The organism is Kitasatospora sp. NPDC088351, from assembly GCF_040685575.1.
Classification (GTDB): Bacteria; Actinomycetota; Actinomycetes; order Streptomycetales; family Streptomycetaceae; genus Kitasatospora.
Genome location: NZ_JBFBIL010000076.1, coordinates 1 through 23,347 on the forward strand (window position 1 = coordinate 1; position 23,347 = coordinate 23,347).

At 72.0% G+C, this 23,347-nt stretch carries 20 protein-coding genes and 1 riboswitch; of the genes, 8 read left to right on the plus strand and 12 right to left on the minus strand.

Features of this window, described 5'->3' with window-relative positions:
* Window positions 1-322: 322 nt before the first annotated feature.
* Genes AB0P06_RS33105 through AB0P06_RS33115 form a run of 3 tightly spaced genes read right to left on the minus strand, consistent with a single transcriptional unit; the run spans window position 323 to window position 3,566 of the window.
* Entirely contained in the window at window positions 323-1,414 is a 1,092-nt protein-coding gene (locus AB0P06_RS33105) for a low specificity L-threonine aldolase (protein ID WP_363614042.1), read from the minus strand.
* On the minus strand, window positions 1,411-2,169 hold the full coding sequence (locus AB0P06_RS33110) for an SDR family NAD(P)-dependent oxidoreductase (RefSeq protein WP_363613995.1): 759 nt from the start codon (window positions 2,167-2,169) through the stop codon (window positions 1,411-1,413). The genes AB0P06_RS33105 and AB0P06_RS33110 overlap by 4 nt, the downstream gene beginning before the upstream one ends.
* Window positions 2,166-3,566: a DUF6421 family protein gene (locus AB0P06_RS33115; RefSeq protein ID WP_363613997.1), complete on the minus strand. Its 1,401-nt coding sequence runs from the start codon at window positions 3,564-3,566 to the stop codon at window positions 2,166-2,168. Before AB0P06_RS33115 ends, AB0P06_RS33110 begins: the two co-directional genes overlap by 4 nt.
* Before the next feature lie 183 nt (window positions 3,567-3,749).
* Between AB0P06_RS33115 and AB0P06_RS33120 the strand changes: the two genes are divergently transcribed.
* The 3 genes from AB0P06_RS33120 (at window position 3,750) to AB0P06_RS33130 (ending at window position 5,815) form a co-directional block, all read left to right on the plus strand.
* Window positions 3,750-3,845 carry a putative leader peptide gene (locus AB0P06_RS33120; protein WP_363613999.1) on the plus strand — a complete coding sequence of 32 codons (96 nt, stop codon included), beginning with the start codon at window positions 3,750-3,752 and terminating at the stop codon, window positions 3,843-3,845.
* A 274-nt stretch (window positions 3,846-4,119) separates the two neighbouring features.
* On the plus strand, window positions 4,120-4,725 hold the full coding sequence (locus tag AB0P06_RS33125; RefSeq protein ID WP_363614001.1) for a DUF5134 domain-containing protein: 606 nt from the start codon (window positions 4,120-4,122) through the stop codon (window positions 4,723-4,725).
* A 142-nt stretch (window positions 4,726-4,867) separates the two neighbouring features.
* Window positions 4,868-5,815 carry a M56 family metallopeptidase gene (locus AB0P06_RS33130; RefSeq protein WP_363614003.1) on the plus strand — a complete coding sequence of 316 codons (948 nt, stop codon included), beginning with the start codon at window positions 4,868-4,870 and terminating at the stop codon, window positions 5,813-5,815.
* A gap of 84 nt (window positions 5,816-5,899) precedes the next feature.
* Here AB0P06_RS33130 and AB0P06_RS33135 read toward each other — a convergent pair whose 3' ends face one another.
* Window positions 5,900-6,328: a MarR family transcriptional regulator gene (locus tag AB0P06_RS33135; protein WP_363614005.1), complete on the minus strand. Its 429-nt coding sequence runs from the start codon at window positions 6,326-6,328 to the stop codon at window positions 5,900-5,902.
* An 87-nt stretch (window positions 6,329-6,415) separates the two neighbouring features.
* Between AB0P06_RS33135 and AB0P06_RS33140 the strand changes: the two genes are divergently transcribed.
* Window positions 6,416-7,942 (plus strand): MFS transporter, encoded by a 1,527-nt coding sequence (locus tag AB0P06_RS33140; protein ID WP_363614007.1) that lies wholly within the window; start codon window positions 6,416-6,418, stop codon window positions 7,940-7,942.
* Window positions 7,943-8,172: 230 nt separating this feature from the next.
* Window positions 8,173-8,778, plus strand: coding sequence for a TetR family transcriptional regulator (locus AB0P06_RS33145; RefSeq protein WP_363614009.1), 606 nt, complete (start codon window positions 8,173-8,175; stop codon window positions 8,776-8,778).
* Between the two features lie 65 nt (window positions 8,779-8,843).
* Here AB0P06_RS33145 and AB0P06_RS33150 read toward each other — a convergent pair whose 3' ends face one another.
* Window positions 8,844-9,710 carry a helix-turn-helix transcriptional regulator gene (locus tag AB0P06_RS33150; protein WP_363614011.1) on the minus strand — a complete coding sequence of 289 codons (867 nt, stop codon included), beginning with the start codon at window positions 9,708-9,710 and terminating at the stop codon, window positions 8,844-8,846.
* A gap of 418 nt (window positions 9,711-10,128) precedes the next feature.
* Here AB0P06_RS33150 and AB0P06_RS33155 point away from each other — a divergent pair, with 418 nt between their 5' ends.
* The gene (locus AB0P06_RS33155; protein WP_363614013.1) at window positions 10,129-10,647 is read left to right on the plus strand and encodes an ATP-binding protein; all 519 of its coding nucleotides are present in this window, start codon (window positions 10,129-10,131) and stop codon (window positions 10,645-10,647) included.
* A 328-nt stretch (window positions 10,648-10,975) separates the two neighbouring features.
* On the opposite strand, the gene AB0P06_RS33160 is transcribed toward AB0P06_RS33155, so the two are convergent.
* Complete coding sequence (locus AB0P06_RS33160) at window positions 10,976-11,230, minus strand: DUF397 domain-containing protein (protein ID WP_363614015.1); 255 nt, start codon at window positions 11,228-11,230, stop codon at window positions 10,976-10,978.
* A 450-nt stretch (window positions 11,231-11,680) separates the two neighbouring features.
* Window positions 11,681-14,464, minus strand: a complete 2,784-nt coding sequence (locus tag AB0P06_RS33165; RefSeq protein WP_363614017.1) for a hypothetical protein — start codon at window positions 14,462-14,464, stop codon at window positions 11,681-11,683.
* 708 nt (window positions 14,465-15,172) lie between these two features.
* A riboswitch (cyclic di-AMP (ydaO/yuaA leader) is annotated at window positions 15,173-15,343 on the plus strand.
* Here AB0P06_RS33165 and AB0P06_RS33170 point away from each other — a divergent pair.
* Window positions 15,330-16,598, plus strand: coding sequence for a transglycosylase family protein (locus tag AB0P06_RS33170; protein WP_363614019.1), 1,269 nt, complete (start codon window positions 15,330-15,332; stop codon window positions 16,596-16,598). It overlaps the preceding riboswitch by 14 nt.
* A 185-nt stretch (window positions 16,599-16,783) precedes the next feature.
* The gene (locus tag AB0P06_RS33175; RefSeq protein WP_363614021.1) at window positions 16,784-16,984 is read left to right on the plus strand and encodes a hypothetical protein; all 201 of its coding nucleotides are present in this window, start codon (window positions 16,784-16,786) and stop codon (window positions 16,982-16,984) included.
* A gap of 58 nt (window positions 16,985-17,042) precedes the next feature.
* On the opposite strand, the gene AB0P06_RS33180 is transcribed toward AB0P06_RS33175, so the two are convergent.
* From AB0P06_RS33180 to AB0P06_RS33200, 5 genes are all read right to left on the minus strand, one after another.
* Window positions 17,043-18,062: a LacI family DNA-binding transcriptional regulator gene (locus AB0P06_RS33180; protein WP_363614023.1), complete on the minus strand. Its 1,020-nt coding sequence runs from the start codon at window positions 18,060-18,062 to the stop codon at window positions 17,043-17,045.
* A 25-nt stretch (window positions 18,063-18,087) separates the two neighbouring features.
* Window positions 18,088-19,788 (minus strand): glycoside hydrolase family 13 protein, encoded by a 1,701-nt coding sequence (locus AB0P06_RS33185; protein ID WP_363614025.1) that lies wholly within the window; start codon window positions 19,786-19,788, stop codon window positions 18,088-18,090.
* Between the two features lie 42 nt (window positions 19,789-19,830).
* On the minus strand, window positions 19,831-20,742 hold the full coding sequence (locus tag AB0P06_RS33190; protein WP_363614027.1) for a carbohydrate ABC transporter permease: 912 nt from the start codon (window positions 20,740-20,742) through the stop codon (window positions 19,831-19,833).
* A 40-nt stretch (window positions 20,743-20,782) separates the two neighbouring features.
* Entirely contained in the window at window positions 20,783-21,787 is a 1,005-nt protein-coding gene (locus AB0P06_RS33195) for a sugar ABC transporter permease (protein ID WP_363614029.1), read from the minus strand.
* Between the two features lie 127 nt (window positions 21,788-21,914).
* Window positions 21,915-23,195 (minus strand): extracellular solute-binding protein, encoded by a 1,281-nt coding sequence (locus AB0P06_RS33200; RefSeq protein WP_363614031.1) that lies wholly within the window; start codon window positions 23,193-23,195, stop codon window positions 21,915-21,917.
* Between the last annotated feature and the right edge of the window lie 152 nt (window positions 23,196-23,347).

The following is a 23,347-nucleotide window of genomic DNA, read 5'->3' on the forward strand; positions in this document are numbered from 1 at the left end:
AAAAGGAATCTCCAACCCCGGAACAATCCGAGGCCGGGGATGTCAACATATCTGGCGTTGACTTTTGGCACGCTGTTGAGTTCTCAAGGAACGGATACTTCCTTCAGGCCGCCTTCCAGCGGGCCCTCCGGGCGCTTCGTTCTTTCGTGTTTCAAGCTTATCAGATGCTTTCCGCTCCGTTTTCCGGAGTTTCATTCATCGGATCCGCTTTCCGCCGCCCCTCTCGGTGCGACTCCGGAACTGTACGGGCCCGGGCACGCCACATGCAAATCGTCCCGCCCTGCTGTCGCAGGACGGGACGATCGGCTGTCCACGAGCGCCGTCAGGCGCGGCCCATCTCCTCGGCGATGGCCGCCGCGAAGGCGTCGATATCCGCCTCCGTGGTGTCGAACGAACACATCCAGCGCACCTCACCGGTGTGCTCGTTCCAGAAGTAGAAGCGGTAGCGCTTCTGCAGCCGCTCGCTGACCTCCCGCGGGAGGATCGCGAACACCGCGTTCGCCTGGACCGGGCGAACGACCGTCACACCCTCGATGGTCCGGACGGCGGCCTCGAGCCGGCTGGCCATCGCGTTGGCGTGGCCGGCGTTGCGCAGGTAGAGGTCACCGGAGAGCAGAGCCTCGAACTGGACCGAGGCGAAGCGCATCTTCGACGCGAGCTGCATCGAGGTCTTGCGCAGGTACTTGATATTGCGTACCCGTTCCGGGTTGAGCACCACCACGACCTCGCCGAACAGCAGGCCGTTCTTCGTACCCCCGTAGGAGAGGACGTCCACGCCGACATCGGTGGTGAAGGCACGCAGCGGCAGGCCGAGCGAGGCGGCCGCGTTGGCCAGGCGGGAGCCGTCCACGTGGACCAGCATGCCGAGCTGGTGGGCGTGGTCGGTGATCGCCCGGATCTCCTCGGCCGTGTAGAGCGTGCCCAGCTCGGTGCTCTGGGTGATCGAGACCGCCAGCGGCTGGGCCCGGTGCTCGTCGCCGAAGCCCCAGGCCTGCTGGTCGATCAGCTCGGGGGTGAGCTTGCCGTCCGGGGTGGGGACGGTGAGCAGCTTGATGCCGCCCATCTTCTCGGGGGCGCCGCCTTCGTCCACGTTGATGTGGGCGCTCTCGGCCGCGACCACCGCACCCCAGCGCGGGAGCAGGGCCTGCAGGGCGACGACGTTGGCGCCGGTGCCGTTGAAGACGGGGTACGCCTCGGCCTGCTCGCCGAAATGGCGGCGGAAGACGTCCTGCAGGTGCGCCGTGTAGTCGTCCTCGCCGTAGGCGACCTGGTGGCCGCCGTTGGCGAGGGCTATCGCGGCGAGGATCTCCGGGTGCACGCCGGCGTAGTTGTCGCTGGCGAAACCGCGGACGGCGGGGTCGTGCCGTCGTACCGCGTCCGTGCGGGGGTCCTCCGGCGAGCCGGGGTGGATCATCGGGCTGTCAGCCACAGGTGCTGTCCGTTCAGTTCTGCTGCGGGGCGGTCCCAGAGGCCCGCCAGGGTGGTGGCGAGGTCGGCGGTGTCCGTGAAGCCGGTGAACTTCGCCTCGGGCTTCTCGGCCCGCATCTCGGGACTGACCAGCGCCTTGATGACCAGGATCGCAGCTGCGGCGGTGGGATCGCCGTCCGCGGCGGTGGTCTCCTTCTTGAAGGAGTCGGCCATCGCGAGGGTCCAGGCCTCGGTGGCGGCCTTGGCCGCAGCGTAGGCGGCGCCGCCGGCGGTGGGCTTGTGCGCGGACGCGGCGGAGACCATCGCGTAGCGGCCGGCGGAGCTGCGGACCAGGGCGGGCTGGAAGGCCAGCGAGGTGTGCTGGAGGGTGCGGACGACGGTGTCGTGCAGCCAGTCCCAGTCGTCGATCCGGGTGTCGAAGAAGGTCTTGCTGCCGCGCCAGCCACCGACCAGGTGGAACAGGCCGTCGACGTGGCCGTGCTCCGCCTCCAGGTGGTCGGCCCAGTCGTGGACCTCCTGCGGGTCGAGCAGGTCGATGACCTGGCCGCTGAGACGGGCCCCGGGCACGGCGGCGCGGGTGGCGTCCATCTCGGCCTCGAGGGCTCGCGCGTCGATGCTGGCGGCGATCACCGTGGCACCGTCGGCGGCGAGGCGGCGCAGCGTCGCGTGGCCGGCCGGGCCGGTGGCACCGGCCACCGCGATGACCTTGCCGGTGAGCGGTCCGTTGGGTGCGGTGGTCATGCGGCGACTCCCTGGATACCGGCGGCCGTGATGCCCGCGGTGGCGGCGATGACGCCGCTGAGCTTCTTGTTGAGGGCCTCGTAGAACATGCTCAGCGGGAACTCGTCCGGGAGCACGGCGTCGCACAGGGCCTTGTTGAGCGCCTTGCCGTCGATAAGGTCGAGGGGCAGCGCGTCGGGGCCCTTCGCCCAGGTGGAGGCCGGGTGCGGGGTGAGGTAGCGGGAGACCAGCTCGTAGGCGGCGATCCAGTGGGCCGGCTTGGGCCGGTCGATGCCGTCGCGGTAGAGGGTCTCGATCTCGGCGCAGAGCGCGTTGGTCACCCGCGGGGCGCGCTCCCAGTCGATGCTGAGGCGGTTGTCGCGCCAGCGCAGCGCGTCGTGCTTGTGCAGGTACGCGAAGAGCAACTGGCCGCCGAGGCCGTCGTAGTTGCGGACGCGGTCGCCGCTGACCGGGAAGCGGAAGAGACGGTCGAAGAGGATCGCGTACTGGACGTCGCGGGCGTGGGCGTTGCCCTCGGCCTCCAGCTTCACGGCCTCCTTGAAGGCGGTGAGGTCGCAGCGGAGCTCTTCGAGGCCGTACATCCAGAACGGGCTGCGCTGCTTGATCATGAAGGGGTCGAACGGCAGGTCGCCGTGGCTGTGGGTGCGGTCGTGGACGAGGTCCCACAGGACGAAGGTCTGCTGGGCGCGCTCCTGCTCCCGCAGCAGGCCCTCGGCGTCGGCCGGGATCTCCAGGCCGAGCTGCTGGACGGCGCTGGTGGTGACGGCGCGGAAGCGGGCGGCCTCGCGGTCGCAGAAGATGCCGCCCCAGGTGAAACGCTCCGGTGCCTTGCGCACGGCCACGGTCTCGGGGAAGAGGACGGCGGAGTTGGTGTCGTAGCCGGCCGTGAAGTCGGTGAAGGTGATCGGCACGAACATCGGGTTGTCGAAGCGGGTGCGCTCCAGCTCGGCCAGCCACTCGGGCCAGACCACGCTCAGCAGGACGGCTTCCAGGTTGCGGTCCGGGTTGCCGTTCTGGGTGTACATCGGGAAGACCACGAGGTGCTCCAGGCCGTCCTCGCGCTGCTCCGCGGGCTGGAAGGCCAGCAGCGAGTCCAGGAAGTCGGGCTCCCGGTACCCCGTGTCGGCCCACTTCGCCAGGTCCGCGTCGACGGCCGCCAGGTAGGCGGCGTCGTGCGGGAAGAGCGGGGCGAGCTCCCCGACGGCGCTGCGGACGGTGGCGACCAGCGGGTCGACCGTGTGCCGCTGGACGGCGGCCAGGTCGATCGAGCCGTCCTTGGACTGCAGCGGGCGCAGGGTCTCGACGGCTTCCTTGAGGCGCAGCCAGGCCGGGTGGTCGGCGAGGGTGGAGACCGGGGCGTCGGCCGCCACAGCGAGCCTTGGCGAAAGATTCTGCATCGTGGACTCACTTCGGCAGGAGTTATTTCAACGGGAACACCATAAGTACGAAAGGTTCTCCTGTTCAAGGGGGCTTGGGCCGCTGATTGTCCCGGAAAGGGGGTCCGGCGCCGGATGTCCGGCATGTGGGCGGGTATCTGGATGTTCCGGACAGATGCACGACGGGGATGCGAACCTCCCGTCATGCTCCCGGCGGTGATCCTGGTGGCCCGACGCCACATCGACCTGCTCCGGGTGTCTTCCTGCTGTTGCGCGCGCGGCCTCTGCCGCTGCCGCTGATCCGGCTCGGGGGCGCCGCGGACGCGGCTCCGTACGCCGACCATGCCGCCTGTGTTCCGGCGCCGCCACCGGAGGGAAGTGACCCGCCGAGGCGCCGCGCCCGCCCTCCGGGCGGACGGCGGGAGTCTGACGACAGACCCTGGCCACAGGAGTGCTCGCCGAACGGCTTCACCACGGCGAGCACTCCGTGCGCCCCCGTGCACGCCCTGCTGTGCGCGGCTCCGAGCGGTGATCGTGGACGGTACGCCCGCACGCGCCGCCGCGGAGGTCGCCGTTGCACGGACCGGTTCTGGTCAGCTGGCTGCTGGCCGTTCTCACCGCGGCCTCCGGGGCCTACTGCCTCACCCGGCTGCGCCACGCCCCCTGCTCCACCGACCCCTCCCCCGGGCCCTCTGCCGTCCCCTCTGCCGTCCCCTCCTCCGTGCAGCCCGCGCCGCACCGGCTGCTCGCCCACGAGTCCGACGCCGCCGAGGCGTTGATGGGGCTCGGCATGGCGGCGATGGCCGTCACCGGGGCCGTCGTGCCGGCCATGGTCTGGGCCTGGGTGTTCGGCGTCCCGGCGGTCTGTTTCCTGTTCGGCGCCGTGCGCGGCCCGGCCCGGCGGACGCACCGGCTGCACCACGCGATCGGCACCCTGGCGATGACTTACATGGCACTCGCCATGGCCGCCGCGCCCGCCCATGCGCACCACGCCGCGAGCGTCGGCGCGCCGCTGCTGACCGGCGCGTTGCTGCTCTACTTCGGCGGCTACTCGCTCTGGACCGGCACCCGGTTGCTGGGCACCCCGGGCGGCGGGCGCCCGGTCGGCACCGCCGGGCTGCCGCAGGCCTGCCGGCTCTCGATGGGCATCGGGATGTTCGCCATGCTCCTGACGATGTGACGCCTACTGGGGCCCACCCCGCCGACTCCGCGCGTGGCGTTGGTCACTGGGCGGCCGAAAGTCGTTCCACCGGGCGTCGGCAGCGCTTAGGTTGGCGGGGAGCGCGCTGTCGCGTTCCGTGTGTACTCGGGGAGCCCATGCCATGACGGCCCTGCTCGGCCTGCTGCTGCTCGGACTGCTGCTCTCGACCGTGGTGCCCCGACTGCTGACCCGGGCCCGATGGGTGGAGCGGGAACCCGTACTGGCCCTGCTGGTGTGGCAGTGCCTGGTGGTGGCCGTACTGCTCTGCTGCGCGCTGGGCCTGGTCCTGGCCGCCGCGGCCGCGCTGCCCGAGCTTCGGGCGCTGGTGTTCGCGGGCGCGCCGCACGGTGTGGAGGCCGCGTACGGGTTGCAGGAGGCCGAGGGCTGGGGGCGGCTCTGCGCCGCGGTGCTGGCGGCGGGCGGGGTGCAGACCCTGCTGGCACTGACCCGCGAGGTCCGGTCCGCGAAGGCGCTCCGCGACCACCGACACGCCCAACTGAGCAGCCGGGCACCCGAGTTGCCCGAGTCCATCGACACCCTGCGCAGCCGGCGCGAGCGGCTGGTGGTGCTGGAGAACGTCCGCCCCGAGGCCTGGTCGCTGCCGGGCCACAACTCCCGCCTGGTGGTGACCACCGGCGCCCTCCAGCAGCTGACCGCCCGGGAGTTGGCGGCTGTGCTGAGCCATGAGCGCGGGCACGTCCGGGCCCGGCACCACTGGCTGTCCCAGTGCGCCCAGGCCCTCGCCTCCGGCTTCCCCGGCGTCGGGGTGTTCAGCGCCTTCCGGGACCAGGTGGGCGAGTTGGTGGAGCTGGCGGCCGACGACCGGGCGGCGCGCCGGCACGGGCGGCACACCACCGCCCTGGCACTGGCCGAACTCAACCTGGGCCGCGGGGTGTTCGGCGCCTGCCCGCCCGGGCTGGCGCAGTCCCCGAAGCGGGTGGACCGGCTGCTCGCCGGGCGGCCCCGGCTCTCCGTCCCGCACCGGCTGCGGCTCACCGTCGCGGCGCTGGCCGCGCCCGCCGCCGCCGTCCTGCTGGCCGCCGCACCGGGGCTCTCGACCCTGCTGTAACGGCCCACCGGGCTCCGCCACCGCCGGGCCCTCCGGTCAAGGCACGCCGCAACACCCATGCGGCAGAAGAGGCTTGAGGGTTCGTCAGCCAGGCTGGCACGAGTCGTCGGGCCCGCCGCCGATGGCGCGGGCGAGCACCTCGCGGTGCAGCGGTCGGGCCTCGGCGTAGAGCCGGCAGCCGGCCTCGGTGAGCGTGATCTGGATGCCGCGCCGGTCACTGGCGCACATCGCCCGCGTGACCAGGCCGGCCTTCTCCAGCCGGCCGATCAGCCTCGACAGCGCGCTCTGGCTCAGATGCACGGTGTCGGCCAGCTCCTGGACCCTCAGTTGATGGCCCCGGTCGGCGTCGCGCTCCTCGACGAGGCGCTCCAGCACCTCGAACTCGCTCATGCCGAGACCGTGCCTCTCCCCCAGCTCGCGGTCGAGCGCACAGCTGGTGGCGGCATGGCGGGCCAGCAGGTCTCGCCATTCGGCGACCAGACCTGCCTCCGCCGGAGAGTCGAGTTCAGCCACGGCGCCACAGTACCACGCGCGCCAGAAATTTATGCGTTCACATCTTATTCATTTGCATTGAATGCATGCGCATGTAATCTCCTCCCCATGACCACCGCGACCGTCACGTCCCCTGACGACTCATCAACCAGCGGGCTGAACTGGACACCCCGCCTCTGGGGCACGCTCATCGTGCTCTGCGCCGCGATGTTCCTGGATGCCCTCGACGTCTCCATGGTGGGCGTCGCCCTCCCGTCCATCGGATCCGAACTCCACCTCTCCACCTCCACCCTGCAGTGGGTGGTCTCCGGCTACGTCCTCGGCTACGGCGGGCTGCTGCTGCTCGGCGGCCGGGCCGCCGACCTGCTCGGCCGCCGCCGGGTCTTCCTGGTCGCGCTGGCCGTGTTCGCCGCCGCCTCCCTGCTCGGTGGCCTGGTGGACGACGGCGGCCTGCTGATCGCCGCCCGGTTCCTCAAGGGCGTCAGCGCCGCCTTCACCGCCCCCGCCGGGCTGTCGATCATCACCACCACCTTCGCCGAGGGCCCGGCCCGCAACCGGGCGCTGTCGATCTACACCACCTGCGGCGCCAGCGGCTTCTCGCTCGGCCTGGTGCTCAGTGGCCTGCTCACCTCGGTCGGCTGGCGCTGGACCTTCCTGATGCCCGTCCCCGTCGCCCTGCTCGCCCTGGCCTTCGCCGTCCGGCTGCTCCCCCGCCCCACCGAGGAGCGCGCCAAGGGCGGGTACGACGTGGCCGGCGCGATCACCGGCACGCTCACCGTCCTGCTGCTGGTCTTCACCGTCACCGAGGCCCAGGGGGCCGGCTGGCTGAGCCTGCGCACCATCGGCTCGCTGTTCGTGGTCGCCGCCCTGGCCGCCGCCTTCCTCACGATCGAGAGCCGCACCGCGCACCCGCTGGTCCGGCTCGGCATCTTCCGCAACGGCTCGGTCGCCCGGGCCAACGTCGTCGCCTTCGCGATGACCGGCGCGTACGGCGGGTTCCAGTTCGTCGTCACCCTCTACCTGCAGCACCTGCTCCACTGGTCGGCCCTGGAGATGGCCCTCGGTCTGCTGCCGGCCGGCGCCTTCATCGCGCTGTCCGCGCCGCTGATGGGCCCGGTCGTGGACCGCTTCGGCACTTCCCGGCTGCTGCCGATCGGCGTGCTGGCCCTGGTGCTCGCCTTCGCGCTGTTCCTGCGCCTGGACGAGCACAGCTCCTACCTCACCCTGGTGCTGCCGTCGATGATCCTGCTGGGCGTCGGCTTCTCGCTGGCCTTCCCCTCGGTCAACATCGCCGCCACCGACGGCGTGGCCGACGAGGAACAGGGCCTGGCCTCCGGGCTGGTCAACACCGCGATCCAGGTCGGCACCGCGGTCGTACTCGCCGGGGCCACCGCGATGATCACCGCCGGGAGCGGGGGCGGCGAGAGCGCCCAGGCGCAGCTGGACGGCTACCGGCCCGCGCTGGTCCTCGTCACGGCGGTCGCGCTGCTGGGCTTCCTGATCGCCGCCGTCGGTGCCGTGCTGGACCGGAGGAAGGCCTCGGCTCCCCGGCCGGTGGCCGACCATCGCGGCCCGTCGACCGAGCTCTTCGACTCCGGCGAGCCGGCCCGGAGCGGGCTTCTGACCAAGAGCTGACCGCCGCCCGGGGCCGCCCCGTCGTCACCGGGGTCGCCGCCGGACAGGCACCGGCTCCACCAAACCCCCGTCTTGGTGGAGCCGGCACCTCCGTACGAGCCGGTCCGTGGCACCCGCCGACTTGCGGGTTCCCCGGTTCGGCCGTTCGCTCCGCCAGTATATTGGCCGGGAGCCAACGAACGTACGGAGCAGACACGATGGCACCTCGCGGGGATTCGGTCAACGAGGAAATGCGTCAACGCTCCCGCCGGCGCATCATGTGCGCCACCGTCGAGCTGGTGGATCAGCGCGGCTACGCGGGCACCACGCTGACCGACATCGCCGAACGGGCCGGTCTCGCCCGGGGGCTGCTCTCCTACTACTTCGACGGCAAACGGCTGCTGATGCAGTCCGCGACGCACCGGATGATGCACCAGAAGCTCTCCGCGGCCCTGGCCGCGCTGGCACCGGACGCTTCTCCGCAGGCCAGGCTGGCCCGGGCGATCGACGCGGTGCTGGCGCTCGCGATGGAGCACCCCCGGGTGATGCGCTCGCATCTGGCGCTGATCCTGGACCCGGACTCCGGCGCCTTCGTCCAGGACCCGGAGCAGCAGCGGCTCGGCGCACTCCTCCAGGGGCTGCTGCGCGACTGGGGCGCGCCCGACCCGGTCGCCGAACACGCGGTGCTGCGCAGTGCGCTGATGGGCGGCTGCATCGGCGTCCTGCTGCCGGGGGCCGAGATATCGCTGGCGCCGATCCGGGCCGACCTGTTCGGCCGCTACGACCTGGCCTGGGAGCTGGGCCGGCCGCCGCAGCCGCGGCCGCCGCAGCGCGAACGGCCGTCGGCCCGCGGGTGAGCGCGGGGCGACGGCCGTTCGACGACGACTGTACGGCGGCCGGTCAGCCGCCGGTCAGCTCGTTGTCAGCGTTCCTTCAGGATCGACGCCAGCAGATCGATGGTCCGCTCGGGCGTCAGACTGTCCACGCAGAGCCGTTCCATGACCTGGATGTACGCGTCGACGTCGTCGCGCTTGTCCAGGTAGAGCGCGCTGGTGAGCTGCTCCAGGTAGACGACGTCGGCGAGGTCCTGCTCGGGGAAGCGCAGGATGGTGAACGCTCCGGACTCCCCGGCGTGGGCGCCGAAGCGGAACGGCATCACCTGGATCACCACGTTGGCCTGCTCGGCGACGTCGATCAGGTACTGCACCTGACCGCGCATCACCTCGGGCCCGCCGACCGGGCGGCGCAGCGCGGCCTCGTCGATGACGGCCCAGAGCCGCGGGTTGTTGCCCTCGGCGAGCAGCTTCTGGCGGCGCAGCCGGAGGCTGACCCGCCGTTCGACCTCCTCCGCGCTGATGACCGGGCGGCTCTGACCGAAAACCGCTCGCGCGTACTCCTCGGACTGCAGCAGGCCGGGGATGAACTGCACCTCGTAGGTGCGGATCAGCGCGGCGGCCTCCTCCAGGCCGACGTAGGTCTGGAACCAGCCCGGCAGCACGTCGTTGAAACTGTGCCACCAGCCGGACTTGTTGGCCTCACGGACCAGGCCGAGCAGGGCCTCGCGCTCGATGCCGTCGTCCACGCCGTAGAGGCTGAGGAGATCGGCGACGTCGCGCTCCTTGAAGCTGACGCGGCCGAGCTCCATGCGACTGATCTTGGACTCGGACGCGCGGATCGCGTACCCGGCGTCCTCGCGGGTGATGCCGCGCGCCTCGCGGAGCCGGCGCAGCTGGGAACCGAGGAGGATCCGGCGGACCATCGAGCCGCCGCCCGGCTGAACTGTGGTCATGCGGTCGAAACCTCCACCTAGGGCAAACAGCGCACAGTCTGCCATCAGTTGAGCGCTCACGGTGCCGATACTGACGGATGTTCCTATCAGTTCCGCACTCCACACACCAGGATGCACGTGCATTCGGCGCTTGCATATGCCAATAGTGCGACTGCACGTGAATCGACTCTTGCATCTGCAGTGAGCGCAGAGGACCATGGTGCACGTGCACCTGCACATCCCTGGCAATCCCGCGGGCTCCGCGTCGACCCCACGCGCGACTCCGTGCACCAGCCCGGCAGCGCCCCTCGCGCCACCGGGCGTTCGTGTGCGCGCGCGACTGGTCGAGGGGGCGGCCGTGCGGCCGAGCGAGTCGGAGGTGACCGGCATGACCCCGGCGGGTCCAGCCGTGTCCGCCCCCTTATGGGAGGAGCTCTTCATGAGCACCGGTACGGCTTTGGCAGTCGACCCCCATGTGGTCACCTGTACGCTCGCTCCTCGCTACGAAGCCGTCAGAACCGCGCGCGACTTCGCCCGGAGCGCCCTGCAGCGCTGGGGGCTGGGCGAGCTGTTCGACGACGTCGCGCTGGTGGCCTCGGAGCTGGTGACCAATGCCCTCCGGCACGCGATCGGCGCACGGCCCGACCCGGCCGGCGGCGCCCTGGGCGGCTACGACTGTCCCACCCAGGCGGCGGACGGCCGGCTGCCGATCCGAATAAGCCTGGTTCACCGCGCCCCGCAGGTGGTCTGCGCGGTGAGCGACCCCAGCAGCATCGGCCCGGTGGCACGGGAGGCGGACTTCGTGGCCGAGTCGGGCCGCGGGCTGCACCTGGTGGACTCGTTCAGCCGCTCCTGGGGCTGGCACCCGCTGGGCGGCGGCAAGGTGGTCTGGGCGCTCTTCGAGGCGGAGCAGTGCGCGACCCCCGAGGTCGGCGGACGGCACCGGCGCTCGGCCTAGCTCCGGACCGGGCAGGGCGGCGACAGTGGGCACGAGCGGCTTGAGCACAGGAGGCGCGGGCACGGGCGGCACACCCCTGCTCGACGGTCCCGGCCGGCGGCCAGGCCCGGCGTCAGCGCGGACATCAGGGCAGGCATCGGAGCGGACATCAAGCCGGGCGGCGGGGCAGGTGACCTGTTCGGTCGGGCCGTCCGTACTCGCGGCCGCACACGACCGGAAGAACGGCCCGGCGCGACGGCGCCCGTACCAGGGAATGGGCGCCGTCAGACACAGGCCGCCGCGGTGTCAGCACCCACGACGGCCCCCCGATGGTGAAGGCGACGGCCGGTCAGACCGCCAGGTGGTCGAACTCCCCGTCCTTGGCACCCAGCAGCAGCGCCGCGATCTCGGCCCGGGTGTAGATGAGCGCGGGACCGTCCGGGAAGCGCGAGTTGCGCATCGCCACGTCCCCTCCCGGCAGAGCGGCGAACTCGACGCAGTTGCCCTGAGAGTTGCTGTGCAGGCTCTTCTGCCAGACCACGTTCTCGAGGTCCGCAGCCGCCATCCCGTTGTACGGGTCGTTCGTGTCGTACCTGTCGTGCATAGAAATCTCCCGAAGAGCTCCGGAGTGGTCGTCCAGCGCGGCGCCCCCGGCACAGGCCGAACGACTGGACCGGCCCCGTACCGGCCCGGCATAACGCCTCACTTGACGTGATGATAGCTCCAGTGCACGTGCATCAGCACGGGACAGTGCAGGTGCACGGCCTCTTTAACGGATCGGCCGGAACTCTTCACCACCCGCCGCCCGGCAGCCCGTAAGCGGACATAGCCGACTGAATCGGCAAGTCGCCGATAACCGCCCGTAAGCGACCCCCCGCTGAATGTTGATCTTCCAGCGCCGGGAGTCGCGCCTCCGTGACCCTCCGTCAGACCCCTTTCGGCCTGTGAGACATCTCACGCCGGGAAGGCGCAACTCCCGCCCCGGCCGACCGCGTCGAAGGCGATACCGGCCACTGCGCGGGATTGGGTGCGTTATGTCCTGATTCGGCGTGGGTCACCGCCCTCGGAACGGCAGCCGACTGCGGGACCGGCGGAGCGATGTCCTACGATCTCCGCCATGAGCACCGCAGCCATCCCGGGCGCGCCACTGCCCGTCCGAACCCCAGGCTCCCGTGCGCGGGGGCGCCACCGCCGCCCCGAGCGCCCCGAGATTCCGGCCGGTTCCCCGGCCCTGGTGCTCGCCGTGCCCGCGACCGCCGGGCCCGAGTCCCGCTCCGTCGTCGAGGAACTGCTGTCGATCGTCCGCAGCGAGCAGAACGGCGTCCAGACCGCGGCCGGGTACCTCCCGGTCGGGGACGGCGACTTCGAGGGCACCGGGGACGAGCGCACCGTCGCCGAGCTGCTGGCCCAGGCCGCCGGGGCGGGCCTGCCCGCGCCGGTCGTGGTGCCGCTGGTTCCCGGCCCGCACGGTTTCCTGGCCGAACTCCACGCGCTCGCCGCCGAGTACGGCGCCCCCGTCACCGACGTGCTGGGCCCGCACCCGCTGCTGGCCGAGGCCGTCCACGTCCGCCTCTCCGAGGCCGGTCTGGCCCGCGCCGACCGCGCCCGGCTGTTCGCCATCGCGACCGCCGCGGACGGCGTGGTGCTCACCACCGTCGGCGGCGAGGAGGCCACCGCCGCCGCCGGGGTCACCGGGGTGCTGCTGGCCGCCCGGCTCGCCGTCCCGGTCGTCCCGGCCGCGCTGGACGTGCCCGGCTCGGTGGCCGCCGCCGTCGCGCACCTCAAGGAGACCGGCTCCCAGCGCCCCGCGCTGGCCCCGCTGGTGATCGGCCCGGAGGCCGACTCCGAGCTGCTCGCCACGGCCGCCGAGGAGACCGGCTGCCCGAGCGCCGCGCCGCTGGGCGCCTACCCGACGGTGGGCCAGCTGATCGCCTCCACCTACCTGGCCGCGCTGCCGGTCCCCGACCCCGGGGCGTACGCCGGGGAGAGCGGGGAGACCGCCGCCGAATAGCGCGGCCGTCCGACGACGCCAGGGCCCGGAACGGCTCCGTTCCGGGCCCTGCGGACGTCCGGACGGCTCAGGAGCGGCCGCCCACCCGGGTGGTGGGCGCGGCGGCGCCCCTGAGCCTGAGCGCGGGCGGCTGCACCGGCCGGGCCCGGGCGGCGAGCGCCGGCACCGGCCCGACGGCGGCGTTCCACTGCGGTTGCGCCGTACCGCCGCCGTCCGCCTTCCGCACCTGGAGCGCCCGGCCCGGCGCAGCACGATGCTCCTGGGCGGCGCCGACTCCGGGTCCATCCAGAGCTCGTTGCCGCCGAACTCGCAGTCCAGCACGGCCACATCGTCCGGTTTGCCGTCCGCGGCGGCGCGGAAGGCGACCCCGGCCTTCCGGTAGCCGGTGAACCGGCTGCGGCTGAACGTGACGGCCTCCCCGGCGAGTTCGTGCCCGGCGGCGTCGATCAGCAGCCCGTCGAAGAGGCTGCCCTTGTCCCGGCCGAGCGCGTGCGGGGCCACTCCCCCGGCGGCGTTGCCGTACAGCACGCTCGCGGTGTAGTCGAAGTCGTTGAGGTAGGCGCCGTGTTCGATGCCCCGGCCGCCGTTGTGGTAGGCCGCGAGCTCGGTGACCACATGGTGATGCCGGGCGTTCAGCCAGACGAAGATGCCGTCCTGCAGGTTGTTGTGGGCCAGGCAGCGCTGGAAGGTCCACACCCCCTCGCTGTTCTCCGGCCACTCGTGGCCGGAGGCGCCGGTGGCGCCCTGGACGCCGACGGCCACGCAGTCCACCGCCCGGCCGCCGGTGCCCGCGCCGAGGTTGAACCCCGTCAGGCGGTAGGCGCGCGGGTTGGGTTCGAGCCGGGTGCGGGAGGCCACGCAGGACTCGTGGACGATGTCGTCGGACGGGCGCTGCGGGGTACGGGTGTCCAACGGGCCGTCCCACCAGGAGGCGTCCTCCCAGGTGTCGTGGCTGACGCAGCTGCGGAAGGTGATGCCGTGACTGGCGTGCGGCACGAAGGCGTGGCTGCCCGCGTCGCGGACCACCACGCCCTCGACGACGGTGCCCCGGGTGGTGTCGCCGAGCATGTGGAAGTGCAGCCCGTACCGGCCGAGCACGGGCGCGGTGACGGGGACGGTGCCGTCCTGGCCCTTCCAGGTCTTCTCGGTGTCGGCGCGCGGACCCACCCAGCGCAGTGCGGCGTGCCATACGTCGGCGGGCCGGGAGCCGGTGACGTGGACGTGCGCGCGGCCCTTCACGGTGCCCTCGACCCGGACGCCGCGGGTCAGGTTGAGCAGTTCGGCGCCGACGGTGACGCCCCCTCCGGCGGTCACCCGGGGGTGGGCGTACTTCAGCGGGGAGTCCAGGGTGACGGTGGATCCGCTGACGGACCGGACGGTGACCAGGTCGTAGCGGGCGGAGAAGTCCTCGGCGTCGGGCGGGCCGGTCGGGGTGACGGCCAGTTCGTCGCCGGGCAGCCAGCCGGTGGGCTCGGCGGCCAGGCCGATGGAGGTGTCACCGGCCCGCAGCTCGCGGTCGGCGCGGACCCAGGCGGTCTTGGCCGCGCCGTCCAGCCGCAGGTAGCCGGCGCCGGTCACCCAGAGCCCGGTGTCGGTGTCGGTGTCGGTGTCGACCACCTTGGCGCCGTCGCCCTGGAAGCGCCGCTCGTCCACGGACGGGAAGCGGACGGTGTGCACGGCGGCGCCCTCGGGGGCGAGTGCCAGGGTGCCGCGGATCTCGACGTTGCCGTCCGAGGCGAGGGTGAGGGTGCGGTCGGCGGCGAAGGTGAGTGCGCCGGTCGGCTCGACCAGCAGCGAGCCCACGGTGGCATCGGTGTCGAGGAGCACCCGGTCGGCGATCCGGACGGCGCTCCGCGGGCCGGGTACCGCACCGCACCAGCCGGCCGGGTCGGACCAGCGGCGGCCGGCCAGGTCGACGGTCGGTGCGGCGGCGGGCCCGGCCCCGGAGGTGCCGACGGGCGGCGGGCCGGTGGTCCATGCCCGCGCCCTCGGCGGGGGCCGCGGCGGCGTCGGTGGGGCCGTCCGGGGCCCCGGGCATACCGGGCATGCCGGTGGCCGCGACGGGCTGCGTCCGCCCGGTCAGCGAGCGCCGCAGGATCTCCTCGCCGCCGACCGCGGCGAACACCTTGCCGACCGCCGGCCAGCGCAGCATCGTCCGGCGGCGTACGGGAGTTCGGGGCCGTTCGGACGATATGTCCACTCTGCGGCGTTTTGCCCGGCGGTGCACCCCCCGAGGCCTGACGGTCGGGCGCCCGGCGCGCGGGCCCTCGTCCTTGGCCATCACCGCGCAGCCCTCCCGCCGGACGGCCGCGTCGGTACTGACGTCCTGAAGCACAGGCAGTTGGGTCCGGCCGCAGGGGCGTTGCCGAAAATCGGTCATTTCTGATCATGGTGGACAGCCAATCAACCCCTCACCCGTAAACCGTGACGGGCATCACACATGTTTGCGGTTTGAACGGGAGTCTGCTTAACGTGCTCCCCGTTCGTGGCTACACGAACCCAGCCCATCCGCAACGCCGAGTCCTGCCGTCGGTTGTGCTGGCAGCGCAGAAACGCACCACGGCAGGAGCGGGGGACCCACAGGTAAGTCGCCCCGGACCGGTTCCCGAAACCGGTTCAGGGCTAGGGGTGAAGCCGCGCCACGGCGCGGCCGGGCAACTCCAGCCCGAATCCGACAGCTCACCTCGCAGGCGTGGGAGAGGATCGCGTCTTCATGCTGCCCGTCAACGGCACCAGTCTGCCCCGTCGCGCCCGCCGCCTGATCGCCGCCGTCGGCGTCGCGGGTGTCGGCCTGACCGTCCCGTGCCTCACCACCGGCACCGCCTCCGCCGCCCCGGTCGCCACCTGGGACAAGGTCGCCCAGTGCGAGAGCGGTGGCAACTGGGCCATCAACACCGGCAACGGCTTCTACGGCGGCCTGCAGTTCACCTCCAGCACCTGGGCCGCCTTCGGCGGTACCGCGTACGCCCCGCAGGCCCACCAGGCCACCAAGGCCCAGCAGATCGCGGTCGCCGAGAAGGTCCTCGCCTCGCAGGGCCCCGGCGCCTGGCCCGTCTGCTCCGTCAAGGCCGGCCTGACCAAGGGCGGCACCCTGGCCGCCGTCGACACCTCGGCCGCCGCGAAGCCGGCCGCCACCAAGCCGGCCGCCCCGGCCGCCACCCCCGCGCCGAAGCCCGCCCCGCAGGCCCCCGCGCAGACCCCGGCCCCGGCGAAGAGCCAGGCCCCCGCCGACTCCGCCCAGGCCAAGGGCGGCAGCCAGGCCCAGCCGACCGACTACACCGTCATCGCGGGCGACTGGCTCTCCTCCATCGCCGACAAGAACAACGTCCAGGGCGGCTGGGAGCGGCTGTACGAGCTGAACCGCGGCACCCTGACCCAGGGTCCGCACGTCATCTACCCAGGCCAGCAGCTCGCCCTGGGCAAGGGCGGCCAGGCCCAGCAGTCCGGCCAGGGCGCCACCGGCGCCTCCACCGGCAAGCCGGCCGCGCAGACCCCGGCCCAGACCCCGGCCGCGCAGGCCCCCGCCGCCAAGCCCGCCGCCAAGCCGGTCGCCAAGCCCGCCGCCCCGGCGCAGACCCAGGCCCCGGCGCAGACCGCCACCGGCAGCATGGCCGCCGCCGTCTCCTTCGCCCAGTCGAAGGTCGGTCAGGCCTACATCTACGGCGGCACCGGCAACGGCGGCTGGGACTGCTCCGGTCTGACCCAGGCCGCGCTGCGCGCCGCGGGCGTCTCCGTCCCGCGCGTCGCCGCCGACCAGGCCGCCGCCAGCACCCACGTCTCGCTGGACAGCCTGCTCCCGGGCGACCTGCTGTTCTGGTCCAACAACGGCAAGGACTCCGGCGTCTACCACGTCGCGATCTACATCGGCGGCGGGAAGTACGTCGAGGCCGCCAACCCGAGCTCGGGCGTGCGGACCCAGACCGTCGCCAACTGGGCCCCGGACTTCGCCGGCCGGGTCTGACCCGCCGGGCGTGCCCGGCACGCCCCCGACCCCGAGGCCCCCGGGGAGAGTCTGGTCGCTCTCCCCGGGGGCCTCGGCCTGTCTCCCCCGGCCGTCGCGCACCGGCCGGGTACCGGCGGGGCCACCGGTGGTCAACGCGGGCGCCGGCAGGGCATGCTGCTGCTCCGTACCCGAGGAGGAGTCACATGGCCCAGGTCACCGTCACGCTCGACGCCGATCTCGCCATCGACGCGATGACGCTCTCCGGCACCACGAACCCGCAGGACGCCGTCGAACTGGTCCCGCGCGACCACCTCGCCCGGGGCCGGCGCACCGGGACCCGGACCGGCGACGCCGCCGACGGACAGCGGGTGAACCAGGAGCGCCCCACCGTCCAGGAGGGCTGAGCGCGGCACGGCCGGGGCCCCCGGGGAGCGTTCGCTCCCCGGGGGCCCCGGCACCGGTTCACCGCGGGCAGGCCCCGGTGGAGCCGCGCATCACCAGCTCCGGCTGGAACATGAACTCCCCGCGCTGGGCGGCGTTCGCACCGACCTCCTCCAGCAGGGCGTCGACGGCGGCGGTGGCCATCGCCTCGACCGGCTGGCGGATGGTGGTGAGCGGCGGCTCGGTGAAGGCGATCAGCGGCGAGTCGTCGAAGCCGACCACCGAGACGTCCTGCGGGACGGCCAGGCCCCGCTGACGCACCGCTCGGATCGCGCCGAGCGCCATCATGTCGCTGCCGCAGACGATCGCCGTGCAGCCCTTGTCGAGCAGCGCGCCGGCCGCCGCGTGCCCGCCCTCCACGCTGAACAGCGTGTGGTGGACGAGGTCCTCGGCCTCCTCCTGGGTCTTGCCGAGCACCGCCCGCATGGCCGCCGTGAAGCCCTCGATCTTGCGCAGCACCGGTACGTACCGCCGCTGCCCGACCGCCAGGCCGATCCGTTCGTGGCCGAGTTCGGCCAGGTGCTGGACGGCCATCCACATCGCGGCCCGGTCGTCCGGCGAGATGAACGGCGCGTCGATCTTCTCGCTGTAGCCGTTGATCAGCACGAACGGCACCTGCCGGCCGGCCAGCCGGGCGTACCGGTCGTGGTCGGCGGTGGTGTCGGCGTGCAGGCCGGAGACGAAGACGATGCCCGCCACGCCCCGGTCGACCAGCATCTCGACCAGTTCGTCCTCGGTCGAGCCGCCGGGCGTCTGGGTGCAGAGCACCGGCGTGTAGCCGTGCCGGCTCAGCACCTGCTCGATTACCTGGGCCAGCGCGGGGAAGATCGGGTTGCTCAGCTCCGGGGTGATCAGCCCGATCAGTCCGGCGCTGCGCTGGCGCAGGCGGGTCGGCCGCTCGTAGCCGAGCACGTCCAGCGCCGCCAGCACGGTCTGCCGGGTGGCGGCGGAGACGTTCGCCTTGCCGTTGAGTACGCGGGAGACGGTGGCTTCGCTGACCCCCGCCTGCGCCGCGATGTCTGAGAGTCGCGCCGTAGTCACGGTCCCAGAGCCTATTGCAACCACGTCAGACCGCCCACCAGCCGGTGCTGTCCGGGGCCAGCACGGTCTCGCCGCCGTCCACCTCCAGGTCGGCGGAGGCGAGCAGCAGCCGGCCGGGCACGGCTATCCGGACCGGCTGGTCGGTGGTGTTCACCGTGCACACGAACGAGCCGCGGCGGAACGTCAGGGTGCCCTCGGGGCCGTCCAGCCACTCGACCTCGGTGCCGGCGCCCAGCCCGGGCTGCGCACGCCGGACGGCCAGCGCACTGCGGTACAGCTCCAGGGTGGACGTCGGGTCACCGGTCTGCGCCTCGACGCTGAGCGCGGCCCACTCGGCGGGCTGGGGCAGCCAGCTCGGGCCGCCGGCGGTCGGGCCGAAGCCGTACGGGGCCTCGGTGCCGGACCACGGGATCGGCACCCGGCAGCCGTCGCGGTAGCCGTCCTGGCCCGCCTGACGGAAGAACGACGGGTCCTGGCGGACCTCGTCGGGCAGGTCGGTGACGTCCGGCAGGCCGAGCTCCTCACCCTGGTAGATGTACGCGGAGCCGGGCAGCGCGAGCATCAGCAGGGTGGCGGCACGGGCGCGGCGCAGGCCGAGGCCGCGGTCGCCGGCGGTGCGGATCTGGGTGCCCAGGCCCGGCGGGTTGGCGAAGCGGGTGGCGTGCCGGGTGACGTCGTGGTTGGAGAGCACCCAGGTGGTGGGGGCCTCCACCGGGCGCATCGAGTCGAGCGAGAGGTCGATCACCTCGCGCAGCTCGGCGGCGTCCCAGGAGGTGCCCAGGTACTGGAAGTTGAAGGCCTGGTGCAGTTCGTCGGGGCGGACGTAGTTGGCGGTGCGCTGGACGGTCGGGGTCCAGGCCTCGGCGACGCCGATCCGCTCGCCCGGGTACTCGTCCAGGATGGTCCGCCAGCTGCGGTAGATCTCGTGCACGCCGTCCTGGTCGAAGAACGGCATGACGTCGTTGCCGAGCAGCTTGAGCTGGTCGGCGCCGCCGAGGTCGGGCAGGCCGGGGGCCTTGACCAGGCCGTGGGCGACGTCGATCCGGAAGCCGTCGACGCCCATGTCCAGCCAGAACCGCAGGATCGAGCGGAACTCGTCGGCGACGGCCGTGTTCTCCCAGTTGAAGTCGGGCTGCTCGGGGGCGAACAGGTGCAGGTACCAGTCGCCCGGGGTGCCGTCCGGGTTCTCCGAGCGGGTCCAGGCCGGGCCGCCGAAGATGGACTCCCAGTCGTTGGGCGGCAGTTCGCCGTTCTCTCCCTTGCCCGGACGGAAGTGGTAGCGCTCGCGCAGCGGCGAGGCGGGGCCGTCGCGCAGCGCCCGCTGGAACCACTCGTGCTGGTCGGAGGAGTGGTTGGGGACGAGGTCCACGATGATCCGCAGGCCCAGCTCGTGGGCGTCGCGGATCAGCGCGTCGGCGTCCAGCAGGGTGCCGAACATCGGGTCCACCGCGCGGTAGTCGGCCACGTCGTAGCCGGCGTCGGCCTGCGGCGAGGCGTAGAACGGCGAGAGCCAGACCGCGTCCACGCCGAGGTCGCGCAGGTAGGGCAGGCGGCTGCGGATGCCGGGCAGGTCGCCCATGCCGTCGCCGTTGGAGTCGGCGAAGCTGCGCGGGTACACCTGGTAGATGACCGCGTCCCGCCACCAGTCTCTGGACGCGCCGGTGCTCGCCTCGTGAGCGGTGGCGTCGGCGGCGGGCCGGGAGGTGTCGGCCAGGTTCTGGGTCATGGACGGTATCCCTTGGGGACTAGGCGGTGGATACGGCAGCGGTCAGGACTTGGAGGCGCCGGCCGTGAGACCGGTGACCAGGTGACGCTGCACCAGGTAGAAGAGGGCCGAGGAGGGGATCGCGATCAGGACCGCGGTCGCCGCCATCAGGTTCCACTGGGCGTCGTGCTCGCTGACGAAGGTCTGCAGGCCGACGGCGAGGGTGTACTTGTCGGAGCTGAGCATGAAGGTGGAGGCGAAGGCCACCTCGGCCCAGGCGGTCAGGAAGGAGTAGAACGCCGCCACCGCCAGGCCCGGCCGGGCGAGCGGCAGCACCAGCCGCCAGAAGGTGCCGAACGGGCTGAGCCCGTCGACCCGCCCGGCCTCGTCGATCTCCACCGGGATGGTGTCGAAGTAGCCCTTGAGCAGCCAGGCGCAGTACGGGACGGTGGTGGTCGAGTAGACCAGGATCAGTCCGAGGTAGCTGTCCAGCAGGCCGAGGTCGGAGAGGATCGTGTACATCGGCACGATCAGCACCGCGATCGGGAACATCTGGGTGACCAGCAGCGACCACATCAGCGGCTTGTGGCCGGGGAAGCGCATCCGGGAGACGGCGTAGCCGGTGGTGGCGGCGATCAGCACGCCGAAGACCGTGGTGACCCCGGAGACCAGGAACGCGTTGCCGAACCAGGTGAAGAAGTCGGTGTCGAACAGCACCGTGTGGTAGTTCGACAGCGTCATCTTGTCGAAGATCTCGCCGGGGTGGAGGTAGTCCGTCTTGTCGGGGCCGAGCGAGACGTAGAGGATCCACGCCACCGGGAAGAGCGCGATCAGGCTGGCCAGGATCAGCGTGCCGTGCGACAGCGTCTTGACCAGCGGGCTCGCCTCGCCGCGGCGGCGGACCCGGGCCGGCTTGGCGGCCGGGGCGGCCGCGCCCGCGGTGCGGACGGTGGGTCGGTCGGTGGTGGTGCTCATCGGGGGTACCTGCCTTCGTGGTCGCTGGGGTTGCGGGGCGTCAGCCGTTGGCCTGCTCGTTGCGGGCGAGCCAGCGCCGGTAGAAGGCGGTGAAGACGATCAGGATGGAGAGCAGGATCACGCCGTAGGCGGCGGACTGCGCGTAGTCCCGGGGCTGCTGGCCGAAGCCGAGGCGGTAGGCCCAGGTGACGAGCAGCTGGGCGTCGGGCGCTCCGCTGGTGCCGAACAGCAGGAAGATGACCGCGAACTGGTTGAACGTCCAGATCACGCCGAGCAGGACGACGGTGGAGGAGACGGTGCGCAGCCCGGGCAGGGTGACGTACCGGAAGCGCTGCCAGGGGGTGGCGCCGTCCATCTCGGCGGCCTCGTACAGCTCGGCCGGGATCGACTGCAGGCCGCCGAGCAGCGAGATCATCATGAACGGCACGCCGACCCAGGTGTTGACCAGGATCGCGGCGGCCTTCTGTGCCAGCGGGTCGTCCAGCCAGCCGGGTTCGGGCAGGTGCAGGGAGGAGAGCAGCCCGTTGACGGCGCCGCCGTCGGCGAGCATCAGCCGCCAGGAGAAGACGGTGACGAAGGTCGGCACGGCCCACGGCAGGATGAGCAGCATCCGGTAGACGGCGCGGCCGCGCAGCTTCTGGTTGAGCAGCAGGGCCAGGCCCAGGCCGATGGTGTAGTGCAGGAAGACGCAGAGCGCCGTCCAGGTGATGGTCCAGACGAAGTGCGACCAGAAGCGGTCGTACGAGCCGGGGCCCCAGAGGATGTCGGCGTAGTTGTCGAAGCCGACGAACTTGTAGCTGGCCGGGATCTCGTTGACGCCGATCTTGCGGGCGGCGTTGAGGCTGTTGGCGTCGGTGAGGGTGAGCCAGATGCCCTCGGCGAGCGGGTAGAGCACCAGCACGCCGAGCACCAGCACCACCGGCGTGATCATCGCGTAGGCGTACCAGTGCTTGGCGTAGGAGCGCTTGAGCCGCTCCATCGGGCCCGGACGCGAATCGCGCTCCCGGCTGCCCTTGCCGGTGGCGCCCTGCACGGCGACTGACATCGATTGACACCTTCTCAGGAGGTCCGCCGCCCGCTTCGGCGACTGCTGGTACGGAGCTGGCCGTCCGGCCCGCCGGGAGGGAGCGCGGCGGGCCGGACGACGGGGGCTTGTCGGGGAAGCCCCCGGACTACTTGTTGGCGAAGCCCGGGAGGAGCTTGGCGTAGTCGGTGGCGACGGTGTTCAGGCCGTCCTGGGTGCCGGTGCCCTGGGCCACCTTGCCGAGGTTGGTACCGAGCGAGGCGAACAGCGAGCTGTACTCGGGCAGTTCGGGGCGCGGCTTGGCGCTGCCGAGCACGGTCTGGAAGCCCGCGATGCCGGGGTCGGCCTTGACCTCGGGGGTGAAGGCGTCGGCGCGGGTCGGCAGGGTGGAGTTCTTCTGCGCGATGAACGCCTGGCTCTCGGCGGAGGTCATGAAGGCGGCGAACTTCTCGGCGGCGGCCTTGTGGGCCTGGTCGGCGCCGGCGTAGACGGAGATGTTGTGGCCGCCGGTGGGGGCGCCGGCCTTGCCGGCGGAGCCGGCCGGGACGGGGGCGATGCCGAGGTTGGTCTTGTCGGCGAACGCGGAGCCCTTGTAGATGTTGGTGATCTCCCAGGGGCCCTGGATGATGGCCGCGACCTTGCCGCTGTTGAAGGCGTCCATCATGTGCGCGTAGGCGTCGGTGGTGACGTCGGCCTTGACGGTGCCGGGCGAGGTGAACAGCGACTTGTAGGTCTCGATGCCCTTGACGGCCTCGGGCGACGCGACGGTGATCTTCTTGGTGGCGGCGTCGACGGTGTCGGTGCCCTCGCCGAACAGGAACGGCATCGCGTAGTAGCCGTCGGCGGCCTTCAGCCAGAAGCCGTCCACGCCGGCCTTCTCCTTGACGGCGGCGGCGGCGGTCTTCAGCTCGTCCCAGGTCTTGGGGGCCTCGGTGATACCGGCCTTGGTGAACAGCTCCTTGTTGTAGAGCAGGCCCAGGGTGTCGGTGACCAGCGGGACGCCGTAGATCTTGCCCTCGTACTTGGCCTGCTGGACCAGGCTGGGCTGGAAGGCGGCGGAGTCGGCGGCGGCCGGGGTGCCGTCCAGCGGCTCCAGGTAGCCGGCCTTGGCGAAGGCGGCGGTCCAGCCGACCTCGGAGCGGAACACGTCCGGAGCGCCCTTGGCCCCCATGGCGGTCTGGAGCTTGTTCTGCGCCTGGTCGAACGGCACGTTGACGAAGTCGACCTTGACGGTCGGGTTGGCGGCCTCGAACTTCTTGACGAGTTCCTGGTAGTTCGGCGCCTCGTTGGTGGCGTTCGACGTGTCCCAGTAGGTGAGGGTGACCGGCCCGTCGGCCTTGCCGTTCGAGCTGGAGCCGCTGCTGCCACAGGCAGCCATCGAGACCGCGAGGGCCACAACGAGGGCAGAGGCCGCGATGCCACGCCGCATGAGAACTCCTTGGGAGGGTGGGGGTGCCCGAGATAGTGGGAGGCAGGCGCATAATGGCTGCCTCGCCGCGACCGCACCGTTGCTGCCGTCGGGCTCGGAAGGAAGTTAACAGCGGCGCAATCGCCACGGAAAGACCTTGCAGCAAGTTTCTG